This window comes from Streptomyces sp. NPDC090106, from assembly GCF_044747265.1.
Taxonomy (GTDB): domain Bacteria; phylum Actinomycetota; class Actinomycetes; order Streptomycetales; family Streptomycetaceae; genus Streptomyces.
On sequence record NZ_JBIVDS010000007.1, the window covers coordinates 347,464 to 365,744 of the forward strand.

Below are 18,281 nucleotides of genomic sequence, written 5' to 3' on the forward strand. Positions count from 1 at the left end.
AAGGCTTACCTAATGTTCTGGCAAGTGTGTATCCGCCATCCATGCAGGTGCGCGGCCCGCCGGGGGTGTCGGGGTGGCGGGCCCTCGTGGCAAGAGCGTGGGACGGATGGGCGTGCGGACGTTCGTTGGAGGGTGTGAATCGGCGCCCATCCGCGCCACCCAGCGTACCGGGAGCGCGTTGAAGCTCGTGTGACGCGGTTGCAGTGACGATTCTTCACTTGTTTCGCCCGCCTTCCGTGTCCGTGTTCGATGCTCTTTGTTCGATATGTGCTGACAGTGGTACGGGGAGAAGTGGAACGTGCGGACATCCGTCGGCGGCTCAGGCCGCCTGTCCCTGTCCAGGGACTCCGAGGACGGCCCTCTGGTGGGCCGGGCCCGGGAACTCACGGCCTTGCGGGACCTCATGACCGGACACCGGCTGGTCACGGTCACCGGCTCCGTCGGAGTGGGCAAGAGCCGCCTGGCGGGCGAGGCCTCGGTCGCCGGACCGTGGCAGCGCGTGGTCCGGGTGCGCTGGCGCGGACGCGGCGCCGCCGTCCCCGGCGCCCTGAGCCGGCGCGTCGCCGAGGAACTGGCGGGCAGACGCGGGTTGCCCCGCGGCACGGACCTCGCCGCGACCGCCGCCGCCCTGCCCACCGCGGCGACGCTGCTCGTCCTCGACGACGTCGACGCCGTGCACCTGGAGTGCGTGGGCGTGGTGCAGCGGCTGCTGATGGCGGCCCCGGCGCTGCGCCTGCTGGTGACCTCCCGCCGCGCGCTCGGCGTGGGCGAGGAGCGGGTGCTCCGCCTGACCCCGCTCGGCTGCCGGGAACCGCACGACCCCGACGGCCCCTCCGCCGCCGCGGAACTGTTCCTCGCCCGGGCCCGCGCCGTCGTCGACGGATTCAGCCCCGGCGAGCCGGAACTGAGGGCGATCGACGAGGTCTGCGCCCTCCTGGAGGGCGTCCCGCTCGCGATCGGCCTGGCCGCACGGCAGCTGACCGCCCACCCGGTCGCCGACCTGCCCGCCCTGCTCGCCGGCAACCAGTGCTGGCTGACCGGCGACGCCCGGACGGTGCCCCGTCACCGCTCCCTGCGCGAGGCCCTCGGCGCCGACTACCTGCTCTGCGAGGACGGGGCGCGCACCGTGTGGGGCCGGGCGAGCGTCCTGGCCGGGCCGTTCACCGAGCCGACGGCGGTGTTCGTGTGCGCCGGCGGGGAGGTCGCTCCCGAACAGGTCCCGGTCTGCCTGGCCCGGCTGGTCTCCTCGGGCGTCCTGGAACCCCTCGGCGACACGGGCGGCGTCCGGGCCCCGCGCTACCGGATGACCCGCGCGGCCCGCGACTTCGGCCTGGAACGCCTCACCGAGGCGGGCGAACTGCCCGTCGCCGCCGAGCGGCGCATGCTCCACTCCCGGCAGACGGCCGCGGTCGCCGAGAACCTGTGGAGCACGGGCTCCCAGCGACAGGCCGTCGAACTCGTCCGCTCCCAGCGCGCCGACCTCCTGGCCGCCCTCCACCACGCGTGCGCGCATCCCGACCACGCGGAGTGGGCCGTGGAGACCGTGGTCGGCCTCTGGTTCTGGTGGGTCGTGTACGGCCACGCCGAGGAGGGCCGCGAGGCGCTGCTGCGACTGCTGCCGCTGTGCCCGGCCGGCAGCCCCGCGCTCGTCCAGGGCTGGTGGCTGGCGGCCTGGCTGTGCGCCGACCCCGACCTGGCGAGAGCCGGCCGCCTGCTCGACCGCGCCTGGCGCACCGCCGTGCTCGCGGGCGACGACGCCGCCATCGGCCGCGTCGCCCACGTCCAGGGCGCCCTGGCCTGGCGTCACGACGACGCCCGCGCCGCCGCCCTCCACTTCCAGCAGGCCGCCGAGACCATCCCCGCGCACGCGCCGGGCGGCCCCTCACCCGCCGTCAGCCTCGCCGCCCTCGCCGTCGCCCAGACCCGCTTCGCACCCCGGGACGCCCGCCGCAGCGCCCGCCGCGCCCTCACCCACCCCAGCGTCCGCACCGACGCCTGGGCCACGCTCCTCGCCCGCTCCGCCCAGGCCCACCTCGACCGGCACGAAGGACGGGGCCGCCGCGCCGCCCGCCGGGCCCGCCGCGTCCTCGCGGCCCTGGACCCCGCGCTGCCCGAACCCCGGGGCACCGCCGACCTCCGTCAGCTCCTCGCCGACACCCAGGAACCCGACGACACCCCGGACCAGGCCCGCCGACGCGAACGGCGACCGAACCCGCCCCAGCCCCGCGAGGCCCCGTCACCCCTGACCCCCTCAGCAGCCCGAACCCCGAACTGACCGGGTCCGCCCCCGGAGGGGGACCGGGTGGAGGGGGCCTGCGCCGCGGGGAATCTGCTCGCGTGGGCCCTGCGCCGCGGAGGGGGACCTGCTCGCATGGGCCCTTGCCTCGGAGGGGGCCGGAGCCTGTGCCCTCTGCTACGGAGGGCGCTTGCGTGCGCGGCTCACCGCCTCGGAGGGGGACCCGCGTGTACGAACCCTCCGCTTGGGCCCTCCGTTTGGGAGGGGACCCGCGCATATGGGCCGTCCCCCGCCGGAACGAGGACCCGCGAACACGGCCCCCCGCCACGGAGGGCGACCTCCGGAGCCCGTGCCCACTGCTGCGGATGGGGACCTGAGCTCTTGGCTCTCCGTTTCAGTGAGGGACTCGTGCGCAAGGGGCCTTCGCCGCGGAGAGGGACCTGTTCGCATGGGCCCTCGCCCTGGAAGAGGACCCGTGAGCCTGCGCCGTCCGCTGCGGAGGGAGCCACCCGCGAGCCCGTGCCCTCCGTCTGGGAGAGGGAGAGCCCCGTGAGCCCGTGCCCCTCTCCGAGAAGGAGGGGGACGTGCGCGCCCGGCTCTCCGCTTCGGAGGAGGAACCCGCGCGGATCGGGCCTTCGCCGCGGAGGGGACTCAGGCATACGGGCCGTCCACCTCGCAGCGAGGACCCGAGAACGCGCCCCCCGCCACGGAGGGCGGCCCCTGAGCCCGTGCCCTTCGCCTCGGAGGGCCCCCGCTCCCGTGCCCTCCCTCCCCGGCCGCACCCCACGCCCACGCCCACGACCACGCCCTTCGCCCTCGACCACGCCCTCTGCCCTCGACCACGCCCACGACCACGAGAGACGTGTCCGCCCGTGCCCTGTACCGAGTCATCGCCCCCGCCCCGGCCCGACCAGTGGGACGACTGGCACCGCACCGGGCTGCCCTTCGTCGTCAGCTGCAAGGAGGCCGAGTTCTTCTGTCGCCACCTGGCCCCGCGGCCCGGCCTGCGCGCCGTCGATCTCGCGTGCGGCAACGGGCAGTGGACCCGGCAGCTCGCCGCCTGGGGCCTGACCGTCCGCGGCTACGACTTCTCCGCCGAGGCCCTGCGCCAGGCCACCGCCGCCGGAGTCCACGAGGACCTCGCTTACGCACGCTGGGACATCGACCGGGACCCCGCCCCCGCCGGTCTCGCCGCCGGCACCCTCGATCTGGTCACCTGCCGGTACGCCCTCCCGTACCTCCGGCACGCGCGTCTGTTGCCGGACATCGCCCGCTGGCTGCGCCCCGGAGGCGCCTTCTACGCGCTGGTGCACCTGCGGGACGGCACCGAGGACGCCGGGTGCCGCAGGCGGCGGGGCGCGTTCCGGGGCGCGCTCACCCCGGGCGAACTCGACACGGTGGGCGCCGACTGGCCGTACCGGTCCGTCCACCGGCTCAGCCGGCGCAAGACGGCGATCGTCCTGCGCCCGCACGCCTCCCGCCGACCCGGGTAGTGGTTCCCCGTCATCTGCCGCGGGGGAGCAGTTTGTCCAGGGACGCGCCCTCGGCCCACAGCCGTAACGCCGAGCCGTCCAGCAGGACGGTCTTCCCGTCGCGCCGGGCCCAGCGGATGTCGCGGTCCCGGAACGTGCCGCGGTGCACGACCAGGTGGAGGAAGGTGTCGGGGTTCCCCTTGTGGGTGTGGGGGTGGGGTTCGTCCTCGTCGGGGAGGGGTTCCGCCACGGGCCGGAACGCCACGTCGAGCCGGCGGCCGTCGGGATGCCGGGCGCACAGCCGGGGGCGGTCCGGCGCGGGTAAGAGGCGTACTTTCCAGTGGTCCCGGCGCAGCATCCGCGCCACCGCGAGGGCCAGGCCCTGGATGTCGAGCTCGAACAGCTCCTGGGCGGTGTAGCGGCCCTTGCGGCGCCGGGCGCCCGGACGGCGGCGGCGCACCCCCACCGAGAAGGCGACCAGGAAGACGCCGGCGGCGGCGACGGGCACGGCCACCCCGACCGTGCGGGACCCCACGACGAGCCCGGCCACCACCGAGCACACCACCACCGTCAGCACCATGAACGCGGGCAGCACATCGCGGAACCTCGGCCCGTACCGGTCCTGGGCGCGCAGCCCGCGCACCACGTCCCGTTTTCGACGGCGCGGTTCCTCAGCCGGATCGGACGTCCATGACGGGCGTGCCACAGTGAAGCCCCCCTGCCTGTCCCGTTGCCCTGCCCTGCCCCTGTTCCTGCCGCGCCCCTGCTTCCGCCGATGCCGGAGGAATACCCATCCGGCCGAACGAATGCTCGACCGGCGGCAGAAAACAGGCCGGGCGACCGGGCGCACGGGAGCACGGAAGGGCGCAGAGGGCTCGGAGGGGCGACCGCGGTGGTGAAGTGACACAGCTCACGCACGCCGGGGCGGGATCTTGGAATGTCCGCCTCCGCGCGGCTGCTGCACTGGTTACGGGCTCACCATGCCCAGGGGGCGCCGGGCGACGATGCCGGGCACGAGGAGCCGCGCGGACGCGGCCCCGCCCCGCCCCCGCCCACGGACTTTCCCCGCACCACCTCCGAAAGGTTGACCTGCGCCATGCCACTGGCTCTCCTGGCCCTGGCTGTTGTCGCGTTCGGCATCGGCACGACCGAGTTCGCGACCATGGGTCTGCTGCCCCAGATCGCCGACGGGATCGGCGTGTCCGTGCCCCAGGCCGGCAACATCGTCTCCGCCTACGCACTGGGCGTCGTCGTCGGCGCCCCGCTGCTGACGGGCATCGGTGCGCGCATCCCCCACAAGCGCCTCCTGCTGCTCCTGTCGGGGCTCTTCGTCATCGGCAACATCGCCTCCGCGCTCGCCCCCGGCTTCGGCACCCTCTTCGCCGCACGCTTCCTCGCGGGTCTGCCCCACGGCGCCCTGTTCGGTGTCGGCGCCGTCGTCGCGTCCCGCCTGGTGGCCGCCGACCGGGCCGCCACCGCGGTGTCGCGGATGTTCCTCGGACTGACCGTCGCCAACATCGTGGGCGTCCCCGCCGGCACGGCGCTCGGCCAGCAGCTCGGCTGGCGGGCCGCCTATGTCGCGGTCGCCGTCATCGGCCTCGTCGCCCTCGCCTCGCTCGCCGTCTTCGTCCCCCACCAGCCCCGGGGCGCCCAGGCCGGCATCCGGCACGAGCTGCGCGCGATGGGCAACCGGCAGGTGTTCATCGGCCTGGCCACCGCCGTCGTCGGCTTCGGCGGGTTCTTCGCCGTCTACAGCTATCTGGTCCCCATGCTGACCAACCTGACGGGCCTGTCCGACTCCTCGACGACCCTGGTCCTCGCGCTCTACGGCGTCGGCATGACCCTCGGCACCCTGCTGGCCGGCCCTCTCACCGACCGCGCCCTGCGCCCGACTCTGTACGCGGGCCTCGCCCTGCTGTCGTCGGCGCTGGTCGTCTTCTACTTCACCGTCCACAGCACGGTGCCCGCGCTGATCACGATCGCCTTCATCGGCGCGATGGGCGCCCTGATCACCACGCCCGTGCAGATCCTGCTCATGTCCAAGGCCAAGGACGCCCCCACCATGGCGGCGGCCTCCAACCACTCCGCGTTCAACCTGGCCAACGCCGGTGGCGCCTGGCTCGGCGGCCTCGCCATCTCGGCCGGCTGGGGCTGGGCCTCACCGGCCCTGGTCGGCGCGGCGCTCGGCGTGGCCGGTATCGGGCTCGCGGTGATGGGCGGCGTCATGGACCGGGGCGAGGGCTCCTCCGACGTGGTCGCCTCCTCGGGCACCCCGTCCGGACAGGCCCTGGACCCGGTCGCCGGCTCCGCTCAGTCCCAGAGCGGATAGGACATGGTCTGCCCGTACCCCGCGGGCCTGTCGTCCGGGTACACGAGGGTGATCCGCGCGTAGTGGGTCGTCCCGGGCTGCTTCTTCCACGACTGCGGCTGGTCCAGCAGCACCTTCACCGGGTAGCCGTGGAAGCGGCCCGCCGCACAGTACGGCGTGCAGTCGTTGACCCAGTTCACGCCTTCGGCGCGCGCCGCCTCCGTGCCCCACTGCGTCCACTTCAGCGAGGCCAGGCGGCTGTTGCCGTCACCGCAGGCCAGCATGAAGTCGGAGGGGCGCACCTCCGGGTTCCACAGGCAGTCGACGAGGACGGTCTGCGGGGCGCGCCCTGGTGCGGCCTGCTCCGCGGCGGCGGCGCTCGGCGGGCCCACCGCGGTGGAGAGGGCGGCGGCGGCGCAGAACGCGACCAGGCTGATTCCCGCTCGTCTGTACATGGCCGTTCCCCGGTGCGGATCGCCGTCTGATGTCCACCTCCGACGCTACGACGGCCGCCCCGAACCCACCACTCGAACGGCGTAACGCCCGGCCGGGCCCGGGAACGCCCCGTCCGCGGTGCGACAGGTCGCACCGCGGACGGGAACATGGGGCCGGACGAGGCGCTAGGGGGCCGTCACGTCCGTGATCCGCCAGCGCTGGTTGGACCCGGAGTTCGCCTGCCAGGTGGTGACCGCCGCACCCTCGCCCGTGGCCTGGCCGCCGACCTCCAGCAGCCGTCCCGTGGCCACGTTGACCAGCGTCCAGGTGCCGTCACCGGTCGACGACAGGATCCACTCGGTCGCCGGGTCCCGCTCCCCGGTGTCGGGCTCCACCACGGGCACGTCGTCCCGCACCGCGAGCCGCTCGCCCTCGGCGGGGTTGGCGAACACGTACCGCTGGCGGTTGCCGGTCCTGCCGTGGCGCGCGTCGAGCTGCCACTCCTGCGCGACCGTGCCGTTGGCCGCGCCGATGACCAGGTTCGTGCCGTTCGCGGCGACCGTGACGGCCTTGCCGCTCTGCACACCGGTCAGCGTGTAGGAGTGGCCCTTGCTGAACAGGCCGGCGTCCTTCGCGACACCGGAGACGCCCTTCACGGCGAACGACGTCACCGACTGCGCCGGGACCGTGTAGGTCGCCTTGCCGTCGACGACCTTGACCGGGGCCTGGCGCTGGAGCTTGCCGTCGGCGCTGGTCACGGTCGGCGTGACCGTCGCGTCCCGCTTGATCGTGCGGAACTTGGACAGGTCGAGGGTGACCGTCCGCGCCTCGGTGGTCGAGTTGACGTGGACGAGCGAGGCACCCTTGCCGTTCTTCGTCACGGCGGCGGCGCTGGAGGTGTCGTCGACCTTGATCAGCTGGTCGCCGGGCTTGATGAAGTGCGTGAAGTTCCGTGCCGTGTCGAACTTGGTGTTCGTGTAGATCGGGCAGGACTCCAGGGTGTCCGCGGAGGTGCAGCTGAACGGCAGCTGGATGGAACCCCAGTTGCCGCCCTTGGCGGACTCGCCGCCCGGCTTCATGTTGTCGTAGTCCTCGACCGGCTGCCAGAACACCCAGGCCGTGGGCTCCAGTTCGCGCAGGTCGTCGACCATCCGCTGGGCCAGGCCCAGACCCGGACGCATGTCGGTGAAGCTCTGCCCGTCGCCCCAGTCGCCCTCGACCTCGCTCATCCACAGCGGCTTGTCGGCGGCCTTGGCCAGATCGCGGACGGTGGTGCGCTGCCCGGTGCCGTAGGTGTGGACGTTCATCTGGTCGACGACGTCCTTGGCCTCCTGGGAGTAGGAGTTCCAGTTCGTCGCGAACGTGCTCGGGTTGGTCTCGTCCATCGCCGAGATGCCGGCCTTGACCTTGGCCTTCTTCAGGGCCGCCGGAAGCGCGGCGAGCACCTTCTGCTGGAGCGCGGGCCCGATGTGGGCGCCCTCCTGACGGCCGCCGACCGGCTCGCCGTCCGCACCGAGGGTGGTGCCCCAGTAGCTTGTGTTGGGCTCGTTGAACGGGTCGATCGTGTCGACCTTGATGCCCTCGGACTTCTCCAGCAGCTTTGTCGCGCCCGCGAGATAGGCGGCGAAGTCGTCGACCGACCCGGTCTTGAGCTGGTCGGCCGAGGAGTTGAAACCGCCCGAGACGTAGCCGCTGACGGTCATGAACCACGGCGGGGAGTTGCTGAACGTCTCCCAGTGGTCGATGTCGTTCTTGATGCGGTTCACCCACCAGCGCTGGGTGGCGTCCGCGTCCTTGTTCCAGTCCGCCTTGTCGTCCGCGCTCCACCAGTCGGTGTCCTCGCGGGTGGTGCCCTCCGGCGCGTTCCACCAGCCCTCGACGGCGCCGCCGGCCCGCAGATAGTCCGTCACGTCCGGGGCGTTGCCGCCGCCTATGTTGTAGCGGGCGATGTTCAGGGCGAGCCCGTCGTCGCCGAAGAGGAGCTTCGCGAGCTTCTCCCGGATCGCCGGCGGATAGTCACCGGTCGCGTTGGCGAACCAGACCAGGCTGGTGCCCCAGCCCTCGAACTTCTCGTGCGCGTACGACGGGTCCGGCGTCACCGTGACGGCGGCTGCGGCGTGCGCCTGGGCCGGGACGGTGAGGAGGGCGGCCCCGGTCGCCAGGGCGGTCAGCGCGGCGGCGGGCAAGGTCCGTCTGCTGCGGGTACGGCGTGCCATCAATGCTCCCAACTGCGGTGCGGTCGCTGTGGTGGGCCCCTGGCGCCGTGCCGGCACCAGGGGATGGCCCTCGGCGCGGCCGAGGCCGCGCCGAGGAGTCGTGGGTGTGGAGTTGTGAGGTGTGACGTGGTGCCGTCGGATCAGCCGGCCGGCTGCCGCAGGACGGCGACCTCCCGCGGACCGAGGACGAGGGCACCGTCCTGGCCGGTCGTGCCGATGAGGACGTCACCGGCGAGATCGGTCACCGGGACGCTCGCGTCGGTCCGGTTGACCAGGAACAGGAACCGCTCCCCGGCCCCGCGGCGCACGGTCAGCTCGACCGAACCACGCAGCGCGGCGGGCAGTTCGCTCCGCACGCCGGCCGGCTCCAGCAGCCGCGGCAGCAGCCCGGTCAGCCCGTCGACGCCGAGCCGCGTGGAGACGTAGGACGCCGAACCGGTGCCCGCGGGACGGCGGGTGATCGCCGGAAGCCCGGCCAGCTCGCCGTCCGTGTAGCGGACGAGGACCTCGGTGCCGGCGTCGGTCGCGGAGATCCGGTCGGTCCACAGGGTGCCCGTGGAGGAGTCGTCCAGCCCCACGCTCACACCGTCGAGCAGCGGCGCGAACTCCTCGATGCGGATGCCCAGCAGCTCGCGCAGGGCGCCCGGGTAACCGCCCAGCCACACCCGGTCGTTCTCGTCGACGATGCCGGAGAAGTAGGTGGTGATCAGATGGCCGCCCTGCTCCGCGAAGCGCGTCAGCTCCTTGGCCAGTTCGGCGGGGACGACGTGCAGCACGGGCGCGACGACGACCTGGTGGCGGGAGAGGTCGTTGCGGGTGGTGATCAGGTCGGCGCGGATGCCCAGCTCGAGCAGCGCCGAGTACCAGTCGAGGGCCTCCTGCCGGTAGTCGAGCAGCTCGGTGGGGTGCGAGTCCTGCTCGCTGGCCCACCAGGAGTCCCAGTCGTAGAGGATGCCGACGGAGGCCGCCTCGCGCTCCGAACCGGCCACCGGGGCGAGGGTCTTGAGGGTGGCGCCGAGGGCGGCCACCGCACGGAAGACGTCGCTGTCGGCGCCGGCGTGCGGGACCATCGCCGAGTGGTACTTCTCGGCGCCCGCGGCGGACTGGCGCCACTGGAAGTAGCAGACCGCGTCCGCGCCGTGCGCCACGTGCAGCAGCGCGTCCCGGGCGAGGTCACCGGGTCGCTTGGGCACGTTCACCGGCTGCCAGTTGACGGCGCTGGTGGAGTGCTCCATCAGGAACCACGGCTTGCCCAGCGCGATGCCGCTGGTCAGGTTGGCCGAGAAGGACAGCTCGTCGCGGTCCTGCGGGCCGGGGTGGACGTAGTGGTCGTTGGAGACGAAGTCGATCTCGTCCGCCCAGTCCGGGTAGTTCATGCCCTTGGTGTTGCCCATCACCATGAAGTTGGTGGTGACGGGTATGCCGGGCGTGATCGTGCGCAGGAGGTCCCGCTCGGCGACCAGGTAGTCCTTGAGCGCGTCCGAGGAGAACCGCTTGAAGTCCAGCTGCTGGGTCGGGTTGGGGTGCGAGGCGGCCAGCCGCGGCGGCAGGATCTGCTCCCAGTCGCTGTAGCGCTGCGACCAGAACGCCGTGCCCCAGGCGTGGTTGAGGTTCTCCAGCGTTCCGTAGCGGGCGCGCAGCCAGGTGCGGAAGGCGCGGGCCGCGTCGTCGGAGTAGTCGTAGACGTTGTGGCAGCCCAGCTCGTTGGAGACGTGCCAGGCCACCAGCGCCGGGTGGTCCTTGTACCGGTCGGCGATCTCGCGGACCAGGCGCAGCGCGTGCTCCCGGAAGACGGGCGAGGTGGGCCGCCAGTGCTGGCGGGCGCCCGGCCACAGGGTCTCGCCGGTCGCGGTGACCGGGAGGATCTCGGGGTGGGCCGTGGACAGCCACGGCGGCGGGGAGGCGGTCGCGGTGGCGAGGTCGACGCCGATGCCGCCGGCGTGCAGGAGGTCCATGACCTCGTCGAGCCAGCCGAAGTCGTAGGTGTCGGCGTCCGGTTGGATGCGCGCCCAGGAGAAGATCCCCACGGAGACGACGGTGACGCCGGCCTCCCGCATCAGCCGGATGTCCTCGTCCCACACGTCCCGGGGCCACTGCTCGGGGTTGTAGTCGGCGCCGTAGGCCAGGCGGGGGGCGGGGTCACCGTCCGCCCCGCGGAGCATGCGGGACTGGAGGGTGGAGATCATGGCGTTCCTTCCGAAGTGGTGCACGGGGGCGGCGCGGCTCACGCGCCGCGCCGCCCGTCGTTGAGGTACCGCTGGCCGAGGGCTACTTCTCGACGGTGAAGCCCTGCTCCTCGCCGTACTTGACCGAGGCGTCCTGCCAGGCCTTCAGACCGTCGGCGAGCGTGGTGCCCGAGACGTAGGCCTTGCCGACCGTGTCGTTGAAGATCGAGTTGGCGTAGGGCTGGAAGGGCAGGTAGGACCAGTTGTCGGCGACGTTGGCGGCCGACTCGGCGAAGATCTTGTTCGCCTCCTGCCCGCCGAAGTAGTCGAACTTCTTGCTCTGGAACTCGGTGGACTGGAGCTCCGCCTTGGTCGCCGGGAAGGCGCCTTCCTTCACGCGGGTGGCGACACCGTCACCGGAGTTGGCGTACTCGACGAAGGCGTAGGCGAGTTCCTTGTTCTTGCCGAGCTCGGGCAGCGCCAGCGAGCTGCCGCCGTTCTCCGCGCTGGCCTTGTCGCCCGCGGTCCAGGCCGGCATGGCGGCGGCGCGCCAGTCACCCGCGGCGTCCGGGACACCGGAGACGAAGTTGGCGGGCATCCAGGCACCGGTGGCCAGGGTGGCGATGCTGCCGTCGCCGAGGCCCTTGTACCAGTCGTCGGTCCAGCCGTTGATCGGCGCGAGGAGCTTCTCGTCGATCAGCTTCTGCCAGACGGCCTCGAACTTCTTGGCCCCGGCGTCGTCGAAGTCGATCTTCACGTTGGTGCCGTCGACCTGGTAGGGACGGGAACCGGCCTGCCACAGCATGCTGGTGGTGAAGCCCGCGTCACCGGCGTCGTTGGCGATGTAGACCTTGGGGTCGGCCTTGTGCAGCTTGCGCGCGGCGTCCAGGTACTCGTCCCACGTGGTGGGGACGGCGATGTCGTACTTGTCGAAGACCTTCTTGTTGTAGAACAGCGCCATCGGGCCCGAGTCCATCGGCAGGCCGTAGACCGCGTCGCCCTCGGTCACCGCGTTCCACGGGCCGGGCGTGTACTTCGAGGCGAGCTTGTCGGCGCCGTACGGCGCGAGGTCGGCGAGGCCCTTGGTGAGGGAGTACTGGCCGAGCGCGAAGTACTCGACCTGGGCGACGTCCGGGACGCCCTTGCCGGCCGAGATCGCGTTGGAGAGGGCGGTGTAGTGCTTGTCGCCGGACCGCTCGCTGACCAGGTTGATCTTGACCTTGGGGTACTTCTTCTGAAAGTCGGCGGCGACCGTCTTCAGGGTGGGCTCCCAGGCCCACACCGTGATGTCCCCGCCCTTCTTCAGCGCGGCCTGGATGTCGGAGGCGGAGACGTCCTTGGTGCTGGAGTCGTCGTCCGAGCCGCCGCAGGCGGTGGCGCCGAGGGCGAGTGTGGCGAGGAGGGCGATGCCGCGCAGCACGCGGCTGGTCTTTCTGCGCATGTCGGTGCTTCCACTTCTTCGTGGGTGGGACAGGTGAGGGTGGGGGAGTGCGTTGACCCGGGGTCCGGGCGAAGGTGGGGTCGTGGGGCGGCGCGGGGCCGCGGGGGTCACTCCTTGACGCTTCCGGCGGCGAGACCCGACTGCCAGTACCTCTGGAGCAGCAGGAACGCGGCGATCAGCGGCAGGATGGTGAGGAGTGATCCGGTGATCACCAGGTTGAAGATCACGTCGCCGCCGATGGTCTCGGCCTGCGAGTTCCAGGCGGACAGACCCAGGGTGAGCGGGTACCAGTCCGGGTCCTTCAGCATGATCAGCGGAAGGAAGTAGTTGTTCCAGGTGGCGACCGTGGTGAACAGCAGCACGGTGACGATGCCGGGGGCGAGCAGCGGGAGCACGACCGTGAAGAAGGTGCGCGCCTCGCCGGCCCCGTCGATCCGGGCGGCCTCCAGCAGTTCGGTGGGGATGGCCTCCGTGGCGAAGACCCACATCAGATAGAGGCCGAACGGGGACACCAGCGACGGGATGATCACCGCCCAGGGGGTGTCGGTGAGGCCCATCTTGCTGAACATCAGGAAGGTGGGCACCGCCAGCGCCGTACCGGGGACGGCTACGGCTCCGATGACCAGGGCGAAGATGCCGCGCTTGCCGGGGAAGTCGAACTTCGCCAGCGCGTACCCGCCGAGCACGGCCAGCAGGGTCGCGCCGCCCGCGCCGAGCACGACGTAGAGCAGGGTGTTGAGGAGCCAGCGGCCGAACACCCCGTCGTTGTAGGTGAACGTGTCGCGGATGTTGTCCCACAGCGCGAAGTCGTGGGCGAACCAGAGTCCGTTGGAGGCGCCGAGGCCCGCCTGCGTCTTGGTCGCGTTGATGACGAGCCAGATCAGCGGCACCACGGTGTACAGGACGATCAGCGAGGCCAGCACCGTCATCAGGACGCTGCGGCGGGGGCGGGTCGGGGAGTGCGCCCGCTTGCCGCGCAGGCGGGGCGCGCTCTTGGCGGCGCTCGCGGGCGTGGCCGAGGAGGCCGTCGAGGCAGGGCTGCTCATCGGTCAGGCTCCCTTGCGCATGCCGCGAAGCTGAACGATGTAGGCGATCACCATCGTGATGACGCCCATGATGATGGCCACCGTCGCGGAGTAGTTGTGCTGCTGGCCGTTGAAGGACAGCGAGTAGGTGTAGAAGTTCGGCGTGTAGTCCGTGGTGATCGCGTTGCGGGCCAGCGGGCGCAGGATGCTCGGCTCGTTGAAGAGCTGGAAGCTGCCGATGATCGAGAAGATCGTCGCGATGACGAGGGCGCCCCGGATCGCGGGGAGCTTGATCGAGCTGATGACCCGCCACTGCCCGGCGCCGTCGATCTCCGCCGCCTCGTAGAGGGAGTGCGGGATGACCCGGAGCGCCGAGTAGAAGATCAGCATGTTGTAGCCGACGAACTCCCAGGTCACGATGTTGCCGATGGAGGCGAGCACCAGGTCGGGGGAGAGCGGGTCGGGCAGCGTGACGCCGAAGGCCCCGTTGATGTCGCCGACCAGGCCGTACTTGGTGCCGTACATGAAGCCCCACATCAGGGTGGCGACCACGGCGGGCACCGCGTACGGCAGGAAGATCGTGATGCGGAAGAAGCTCTTGCCGTAGAGCCGTCCGCTGTCCAGCGCCAGGGCCGCCAGCAGGGCGATGCCGAGCATGATCGGGACCTGGATCAGCAGGAACAGGGTGACCCGGCCCAGCGAGTCCCAGAACTGCTCGTCCTTGAGGGCCTGCGTGTAGTTGTCCAGGCCGACGAAGGTGGTGCCGCCGATGAGCTGGTCACGGAAGAGGCTCAGGTAGATCGAATACACGATCGGGGCGAGGAAGACGAGGGCGAACACGGCCACGAAGGGACCGATGAAACCCCAGCCCGTCCAGGAGCGGCGGTCTCGTCGCGCCGGAGGGGGCGCCGGCCTGGGTTCTGCGGCCGCCTGTTGTTGCAGCGTCGTCATGTCGTTCCTCGCTCGTGCGGTGGTGGAACCGGCGGCGGCGCGGACGGAGGATTCCGGCGCGTAGCCGCCATCACGATGTTTGCGTAAACATACGCCGCCCGCGGTGCTCGACGGAGCTGTTATGTTTACGTAAACATCTGATGGCGGCATGTCTACACTGCCCTGTTAACGACGGTCAAGGGTCTTCTGGGAAGGCCGTGGCGAAAACGGCTGGAGAGGTGGGGCAACCGTGGAGCTCGCTGACAGAGACACGCCCAAACGGCGGGGGCGTGCCCGCACCACCGTCTCCATGGCCGACGTCGCCCAGCGCGCCGGAGTCTCCTCCCAGACCGTCTCCCGGGTCTCCAACGGTTACGCGGGGGTGAACGAGGAGACCCGCCGCCAGGTCCTCGACGCCATGAAGGAGCTCGGCTACCGGCCCAACAGCGCCGCCCGCGCCCTCAAGCGCGGCGAGTTCCGCACCATCGGCGTGATCACCTTCTCGCTCTCCAGCACCGGCAACGTCCGCACCCTGGAGGCCATCGCCACCTCCGCCGCCGCGGAGGGCTACGCCGTCACCCTGCTGCCGGTCGCCCTGCCCACCCAGGACGAGGTCAGCGGCGCTTTCACCCGCCTGGAGGAGCTGGCCGTCGACGCGGTGATCGTCATCATGGAGGTCCACCTCCTGGACGCCGCGACCATCGCGCTCCCGCCCTACGTCCAGGTCCTCGTCGTGGACTCCGACGCCGGCGACCACTACACGGTCGTCGACACCGACCAGGCCGGCGGCAGCCGTATCGCCGTCGAGCATCTGCTGAGCCTCGGCCACGAGACGGTCTGGCATCTCGCCGGACCCGCCGACTCCTTCGCCGCCCAGCGCCGCGCCGACGCCTGGCGCGCCGTCCTCACCGAGGCCGGACGCCCCACCCCCGAGCTGGCCCGCGGCGACTGGTCGGCCACCTCCGGCTATCGCGCCGGCCTCGAACTCGCCGACCACCCCGACTGCACGGCCGTGTTCGCGGCCAACGACCAGATGGCGCTCGGCCTGCTGCGCGCCCTGCACGAACGCGGCCGGCGCGTCCCCGAGGACGTCAGCGTCGTCGGCTTCGACGACCTCGCCGAGTCGGCGTCCTTCCTGCCCCCGCTCACCACCGTCCACCAGGACTTCGCGGAGGTCGGCCGGCTCTGCGTCCAGGCCGTGCTGCGCAAGATGCGCCAGGACGACGCCACCCACGGCACCACTCTCGTCCCCACCCGCCTGGTGCTGCGCGAGAGCACCGCGCCGCCGCCCGGCCGGTGACCGGAGCGGCCCGGGGAGGACCCGTCGAGCGCGTTGTCAGTGGCAGGCGCGAGAATGCGGCGAGCAAGATCCACACCGGGCCCGAAGCGGGGAACGGTGTCCCGACCGTCCCCCAGGAAAGAGCCGCGCCGATGCTGCACGCAGTCCGCCCCGCCCCGGTGTCCGCGCCCCTCGACGGGCCGGGCGATCGCGCCGCCGACGTCCTGCGGATCATCGCCGACCCCAGGACCCCGGTCTTCGTCACCGTCCAGCCCAACGGGCGCATCCGGTACGGCTATTGGCGCTCCGCGGGGTCGGGACCAGGAGGCGGCGGCGCCTATGCCGCGCTGCCGACCGCCGTGTGCGAGGAACTGCGGGAGACAGGGCGGATCGAGCTCGGCGAACCCGTCGTCGACCCGGGCAAGACGACGTACCCGGTGGGGCTCGCGGCGCGCTCGGGCCGCCGGGCTCAGCGGCTCCCCGGCCCGGCCGTCCGCCCCTCGACGGCGACGCCCAGCCTCCCGGCCACCGAGGTCAGCGCCTCCCCGAGCGGGAGCGTGATCCGCGTCGAGGCCAGCGCGTCGCCCCGGGTCGGCTCCCGGTTGACGATGAGCACGGGGATGTCGGCCTGAGCGGCCTGCCGGACGAACCGCAGCCCGGACATCACCGTCAGCGAGGAGCCCAGAACCAGCAGCGTGGCCGCCTCCCGGACCAGCCGCCGGCAGTGCTCGGTCCGCGCCGCGGGCACCGTCTCGCCGAAGAACACCACGTCCGGCTTGAGGACGCCCCCGCACCGCGCGCAGGGCACGACACGGAACCCGGCGACCTGCTCGTCGGTGAGGTCGGCGTCGCCGTCCGGATTGAGGCCTGCCGCCACCGGCGCGAACCCCGCGTTGGCCTCCTCCAGCCGTACGGCCAGTTCGGCGCGGGCGCTGACGGCGTCGCAGTCCAGGCATCTGACCCGGTCCAGCCCGCCGTGCAGTTCCACGACGTCCTCGCTGCCCGCGGCCTGGTGCAGACCGTCCACGTTCTGGGTGACGACCCCCGACAGCAGACCGTGCCGGGCGAACGCGGCCACGGCCAGATGCCCGGCGTTGGGACGGGCGCGCCCGAAGGTCCGCCACCCCAGGTGCCCGCGCGCCCAGTACCGCCGCCGGGCCCCCGCGCTGCCGGTGAAGTCCTGGTACGTCATCGGCGTGTGCCGGGTCAGGCTCCCGCCCTCGCCCCGGTAGGCGGGAATGCCCGACTCGGTGGAGATGCCCGCCCCGCTGAGCACGAGCACCCCGCCCGCGCCCAGCGCGCCGGCCAGCGGCCCGAGGTCCGTGGTGCCCGGCGGCAGGTCCGCGGGCGGCGTCCAGTGCAGAGTGGGGCGGGTGCGCATACGAGCCAGCGTACGGAACCGGCACCGCCCGGCGCCGGGACCGGCGGGACTACGTGAGCGGCCTCGGGCGGTCGTAGACGTGGTCCGGGGTCACGATCTCGGTGATCGCCCGTGCGAGCAGGGACGACGGCTCCTGGCCCTGGTAGGTGATGTCGGTGTTGATCATCAGCACCAGGGTGGCCTTCTCCGACGGCAGGTAGACCGTCACGGTCTCGTAGCCGGGGATGGAGCCGTTGTGCCCGATCCAGCCGCCGCTCTCGAAGATGCCCAGGCCGTAGCCGGTGCCCGGGACGCCGGTGGGCAGCATCCTCAGCCGTTCGGCCTGCGTCCCGGGCCGCAGCAGGGTCCCGGTGGCGACGATCCGCGCCCAGCGGCGCAGGTCGTGCAGGTCGGAGATCATCCCGCCCGCCGCCCACGCCCAGCTGGGGTTCCAGTCGGTGCTGTCGGTGACCTCGCCCGACAGGGTCTGGTTCGTGTACCCGCGCGGGTGGGGCTCGGGGAACTCGAAGCTCTCGGGCAGGAACGTGCGGGTCAGACGGGCCGGGCGCAGGATCCGCCGGTTCAGGAAGTCACCGAGGCTGCGCCCGCTCACCCTCTCGACGACCAGGCCGAGCAGGACGAGGTTGGTGTTGGAGTACTGGAACCTCGCGCCCGGCGCGAAGGTGTTCTTGTGCCGGTGCGCGTACGCCAGTGACTGTTCCGGGGTGAACGAGCGCCGCGGGTCGCTGAGCAGGTCGTGCTGGAAGCCGGCGTCCTCGGTGTAGGGGAACAGGCCGCTGCGCATCTCGGCGAGGTGGCGCAGGGTGATCCGGCGGCCGTTGCGCACGCCGTGGACGTAGTCGGAGATCGGGTCGTCCAGGCGGACCCGCCCGTCGTCGACGAGCTGGAGGAGCGCGGTGACCGTGAACGTCTTGGTCTCGCTGCCGATCCGGACGAACACGTTCTTGGTCATGGGCGCGCCGGTGGCGGTGTCCGCGACGCCGGTCGCCCGCACGTAGCTGCCCTTGCCCGGCATCCACAGCCCGGCGACGACACCAGGGACAGAGGCCTGGCGGCGTACCTTCTCGATGGCCCTGTCGAGCCGTGCGGTGAGCCTGCGGTCGAGTCCGTGCGGGGGACACTCGGCTTTCGGGCACCGGTCGGCGGTGACCGACGGGGTGCGTACGGGCGCGGCCGTGGCGGGGGCCGCCGCCATCGGGGCCAGCACGGACGCCACGAGCAGGGCCGCGGCCAGGCCGCGGCGGGTGGGGGTACGTCTCATGTCTCGGTGCCTCTTCCGGTTCGGACGGCCCGGCGCCCGCCGTGGGCCGGCGGCGCGGGGACCGGACGGAACTGCGCCCCGGAGCCGGGGCGTCAGGATCATGTCCACCGGGCGGGCGGCCCCGAACAGCGG

The 18,281-nt window shown here is 72.2% G+C and carries 13 protein-coding genes; 4 read left to right on the top strand and 9 right to left on the bottom strand.

Annotated elements, in window-relative coordinates; genetic code table 11:
- Positions 1–298 precede the first annotated feature (298 nt).
- Both ACIPSE_RS24200 and ACIPSE_RS24205 read left to right on the top strand, forming a co-directional pair.
- Positions 299–2,275, top strand: coding sequence for an ATP-binding protein (locus tag ACIPSE_RS24200; protein ID WP_401665580.1), 1,977 nt, complete (start codon positions 299–301; stop codon positions 2,273–2,275).
- An 833-nt stretch (positions 2,276–3,108) separates the two neighbouring features.
- A complete protein-coding gene (locus tag ACIPSE_RS24205; RefSeq protein ID WP_401665583.1) occupies positions 3,109–3,729 on the top strand; it encodes a class I SAM-dependent methyltransferase in 621 nt (206 codons plus the stop codon).
- Between the two features lie 10 nt (positions 3,730–3,739).
- Here the strand turns inward: ACIPSE_RS24205 and ACIPSE_RS24210 are convergent, their stop codons facing one another.
- Positions 3,740–4,414, bottom strand: coding sequence for a hypothetical protein (locus ACIPSE_RS24210; protein WP_401665586.1), 675 nt, complete (start codon positions 4,412–4,414; stop codon positions 3,740–3,742).
- A 390-nt stretch (positions 4,415–4,804) separates the two neighbouring features.
- Between ACIPSE_RS24210 and ACIPSE_RS24215 the strand changes: the two genes are divergently transcribed.
- The gene (locus tag ACIPSE_RS24215) at positions 4,805–6,037 is read left to right on the top strand and encodes an MFS transporter (RefSeq protein WP_401665589.1); all 1,233 of its coding nucleotides are present in this window, start codon (positions 4,805–4,807) and stop codon (positions 6,035–6,037) included.
- Here ACIPSE_RS24215 and ACIPSE_RS24220 read toward each other — a convergent pair.
- The 6 genes from ACIPSE_RS24220 to ACIPSE_RS24245 form a co-directional block, all read right to left on the bottom strand.
- Entirely contained in the window at positions 6,019–6,471 is a 453-nt protein-coding gene (locus ACIPSE_RS24220; protein WP_401665592.1) for a hypothetical protein, read from the bottom strand. The genes ACIPSE_RS24215 and ACIPSE_RS24220 overlap by 19 nt on opposite strands.
- 165 nt (positions 6,472–6,636) lie before the next feature.
- Positions 6,637–8,667, bottom strand: coding sequence for a glycoside hydrolase (locus tag ACIPSE_RS24225; RefSeq protein ID WP_401665595.1), 2,031 nt, complete (start codon positions 8,665–8,667; stop codon positions 6,637–6,639).
- 140 nt (positions 8,668–8,807) lie between these two features.
- Complete coding sequence (locus tag ACIPSE_RS24230) at positions 8,808–10,853, bottom strand: beta-galactosidase (RefSeq protein WP_401665598.1); 2,046 nt, start codon at positions 10,851–10,853, stop codon at positions 8,808–8,810.
- 82 nt (positions 10,854–10,935) lie between these two features.
- On the bottom strand, positions 10,936–12,273 hold the full coding sequence (locus ACIPSE_RS24235) for an ABC transporter substrate-binding protein (RefSeq protein WP_401665601.1): 1,338 nt from the start codon (positions 12,271–12,273) through the stop codon (positions 10,936–10,938).
- A 107-nt stretch (positions 12,274–12,380) separates the two neighbouring features.
- Entirely contained in the window at positions 12,381–13,319 is a 939-nt protein-coding gene (locus tag ACIPSE_RS24240; RefSeq protein WP_401665604.1) for a carbohydrate ABC transporter permease, read from the bottom strand.
- Positions 13,320–13,322: 3 nt separating this feature from the next.
- Positions 13,323–14,249, bottom strand: a complete 927-nt coding sequence (locus ACIPSE_RS24245) for a carbohydrate ABC transporter permease (protein ID WP_401665607.1) — start codon at positions 14,247–14,249, stop codon at positions 13,323–13,325.
- Between the two features lie 289 nt (positions 14,250–14,538).
- Here ACIPSE_RS24245 and ACIPSE_RS24250 point away from each other — a divergent pair, with 289 nt between their 5' ends.
- Positions 14,539–15,528 (top strand): LacI family DNA-binding transcriptional regulator, encoded by a 990-nt coding sequence (locus tag ACIPSE_RS24250; protein ID WP_401666086.1) that lies wholly within the window; start codon positions 14,539–14,541, stop codon positions 15,526–15,528.
- 448 nt (positions 15,529–15,976) lie between these two features.
- Here ACIPSE_RS24250 and ACIPSE_RS24255 read toward each other — a convergent pair whose 3' ends face one another.
- Together ACIPSE_RS24255 and ACIPSE_RS24260 are read right to left on the bottom strand one after the other, a co-directional pair.
- Positions 15,977–16,888 carry an NAD-dependent protein deacetylase gene (locus tag ACIPSE_RS24255; RefSeq protein WP_401665610.1) on the bottom strand — a complete coding sequence of 304 codons (912 nt, stop codon included), beginning with the start codon at positions 16,886–16,888 and terminating at the stop codon, positions 15,977–15,979.
- A gap of 49 nt (positions 16,889–16,937) precedes the next feature.
- Positions 16,938–18,149, bottom strand: a complete 1,212-nt coding sequence (locus tag ACIPSE_RS24260) for a serine hydrolase domain-containing protein (protein ID WP_401665612.1) — start codon at positions 18,147–18,149, stop codon at positions 16,938–16,940.
- Positions 18,150–18,281: the final 132 nt, after the last annotated feature.

What these genes read in the sequence shown, in the direction of transcription:
- ACIPSE_RS24245 (WP_401665607.1), bottom strand. Translation starts at nt 14,249, where the DNA reads ATGACGACGCTGCAACAACAGGCGGCCGCAGAACCCAGGCCGGCGCCC.
- ACIPSE_RS24260 (WP_401665612.1), bottom strand. Translation starts at nt 18,149, where the DNA reads ATGAGACGTACCCCCACCCGCCGCGGCCTGGCCGCGGCCCTGCTCGTG.
- ACIPSE_RS24240 (WP_401665604.1), bottom strand. Translation starts at nt 13,319, where the DNA reads ATGAGCAGCCCTGCCTCGACGGCCTCCTCGGCCACGCCCGCGAGCGCC.
- ACIPSE_RS24230 (WP_401665598.1), bottom strand. Translation starts at nt 10,853, where the DNA reads ATGATCTCCACCCTCCAGTCCCGCATGCTCCGCGGGGCGGACGGTGAC.
- ACIPSE_RS24215 (WP_401665589.1), top strand. Translation starts at nt 4,805, where the DNA reads ATGCCACTGGCTCTCCTGGCCCTGGCTGTTGTCGCGTTCGGCATCGGC.
- ACIPSE_RS24220 (WP_401665592.1), bottom strand. Translation starts at nt 6,471, where the DNA reads ATGTACAGACGAGCGGGAATCAGCCTGGTCGCGTTCTGCGCCGCCGCC.
- ACIPSE_RS24250 (WP_401666086.1), top strand. Translation starts at nt 14,539, where the DNA reads ATGGCCGACGTCGCCCAGCGCGCCGGAGTCTCCTCCCAGACCGTCTCC.
- ACIPSE_RS24225 (WP_401665595.1), bottom strand. Translation starts at nt 8,667, where the DNA reads ATGGCACGCCGTACCCGCAGCAGACGGACCTTGCCCGCCGCCGCGCTG.
- ACIPSE_RS24255 (WP_401665610.1), bottom strand. Translation starts at nt 16,888, where the DNA reads ATGCGCACCCGCCCCACTCTGCACTGGACGCCGCCCGCGGACCTGCCG.
- ACIPSE_RS24235 (WP_401665601.1), bottom strand. Translation starts at nt 12,273, where the DNA reads ATGCGCAGAAAGACCAGCCGCGTGCTGCGCGGCATCGCCCTCCTCGCC.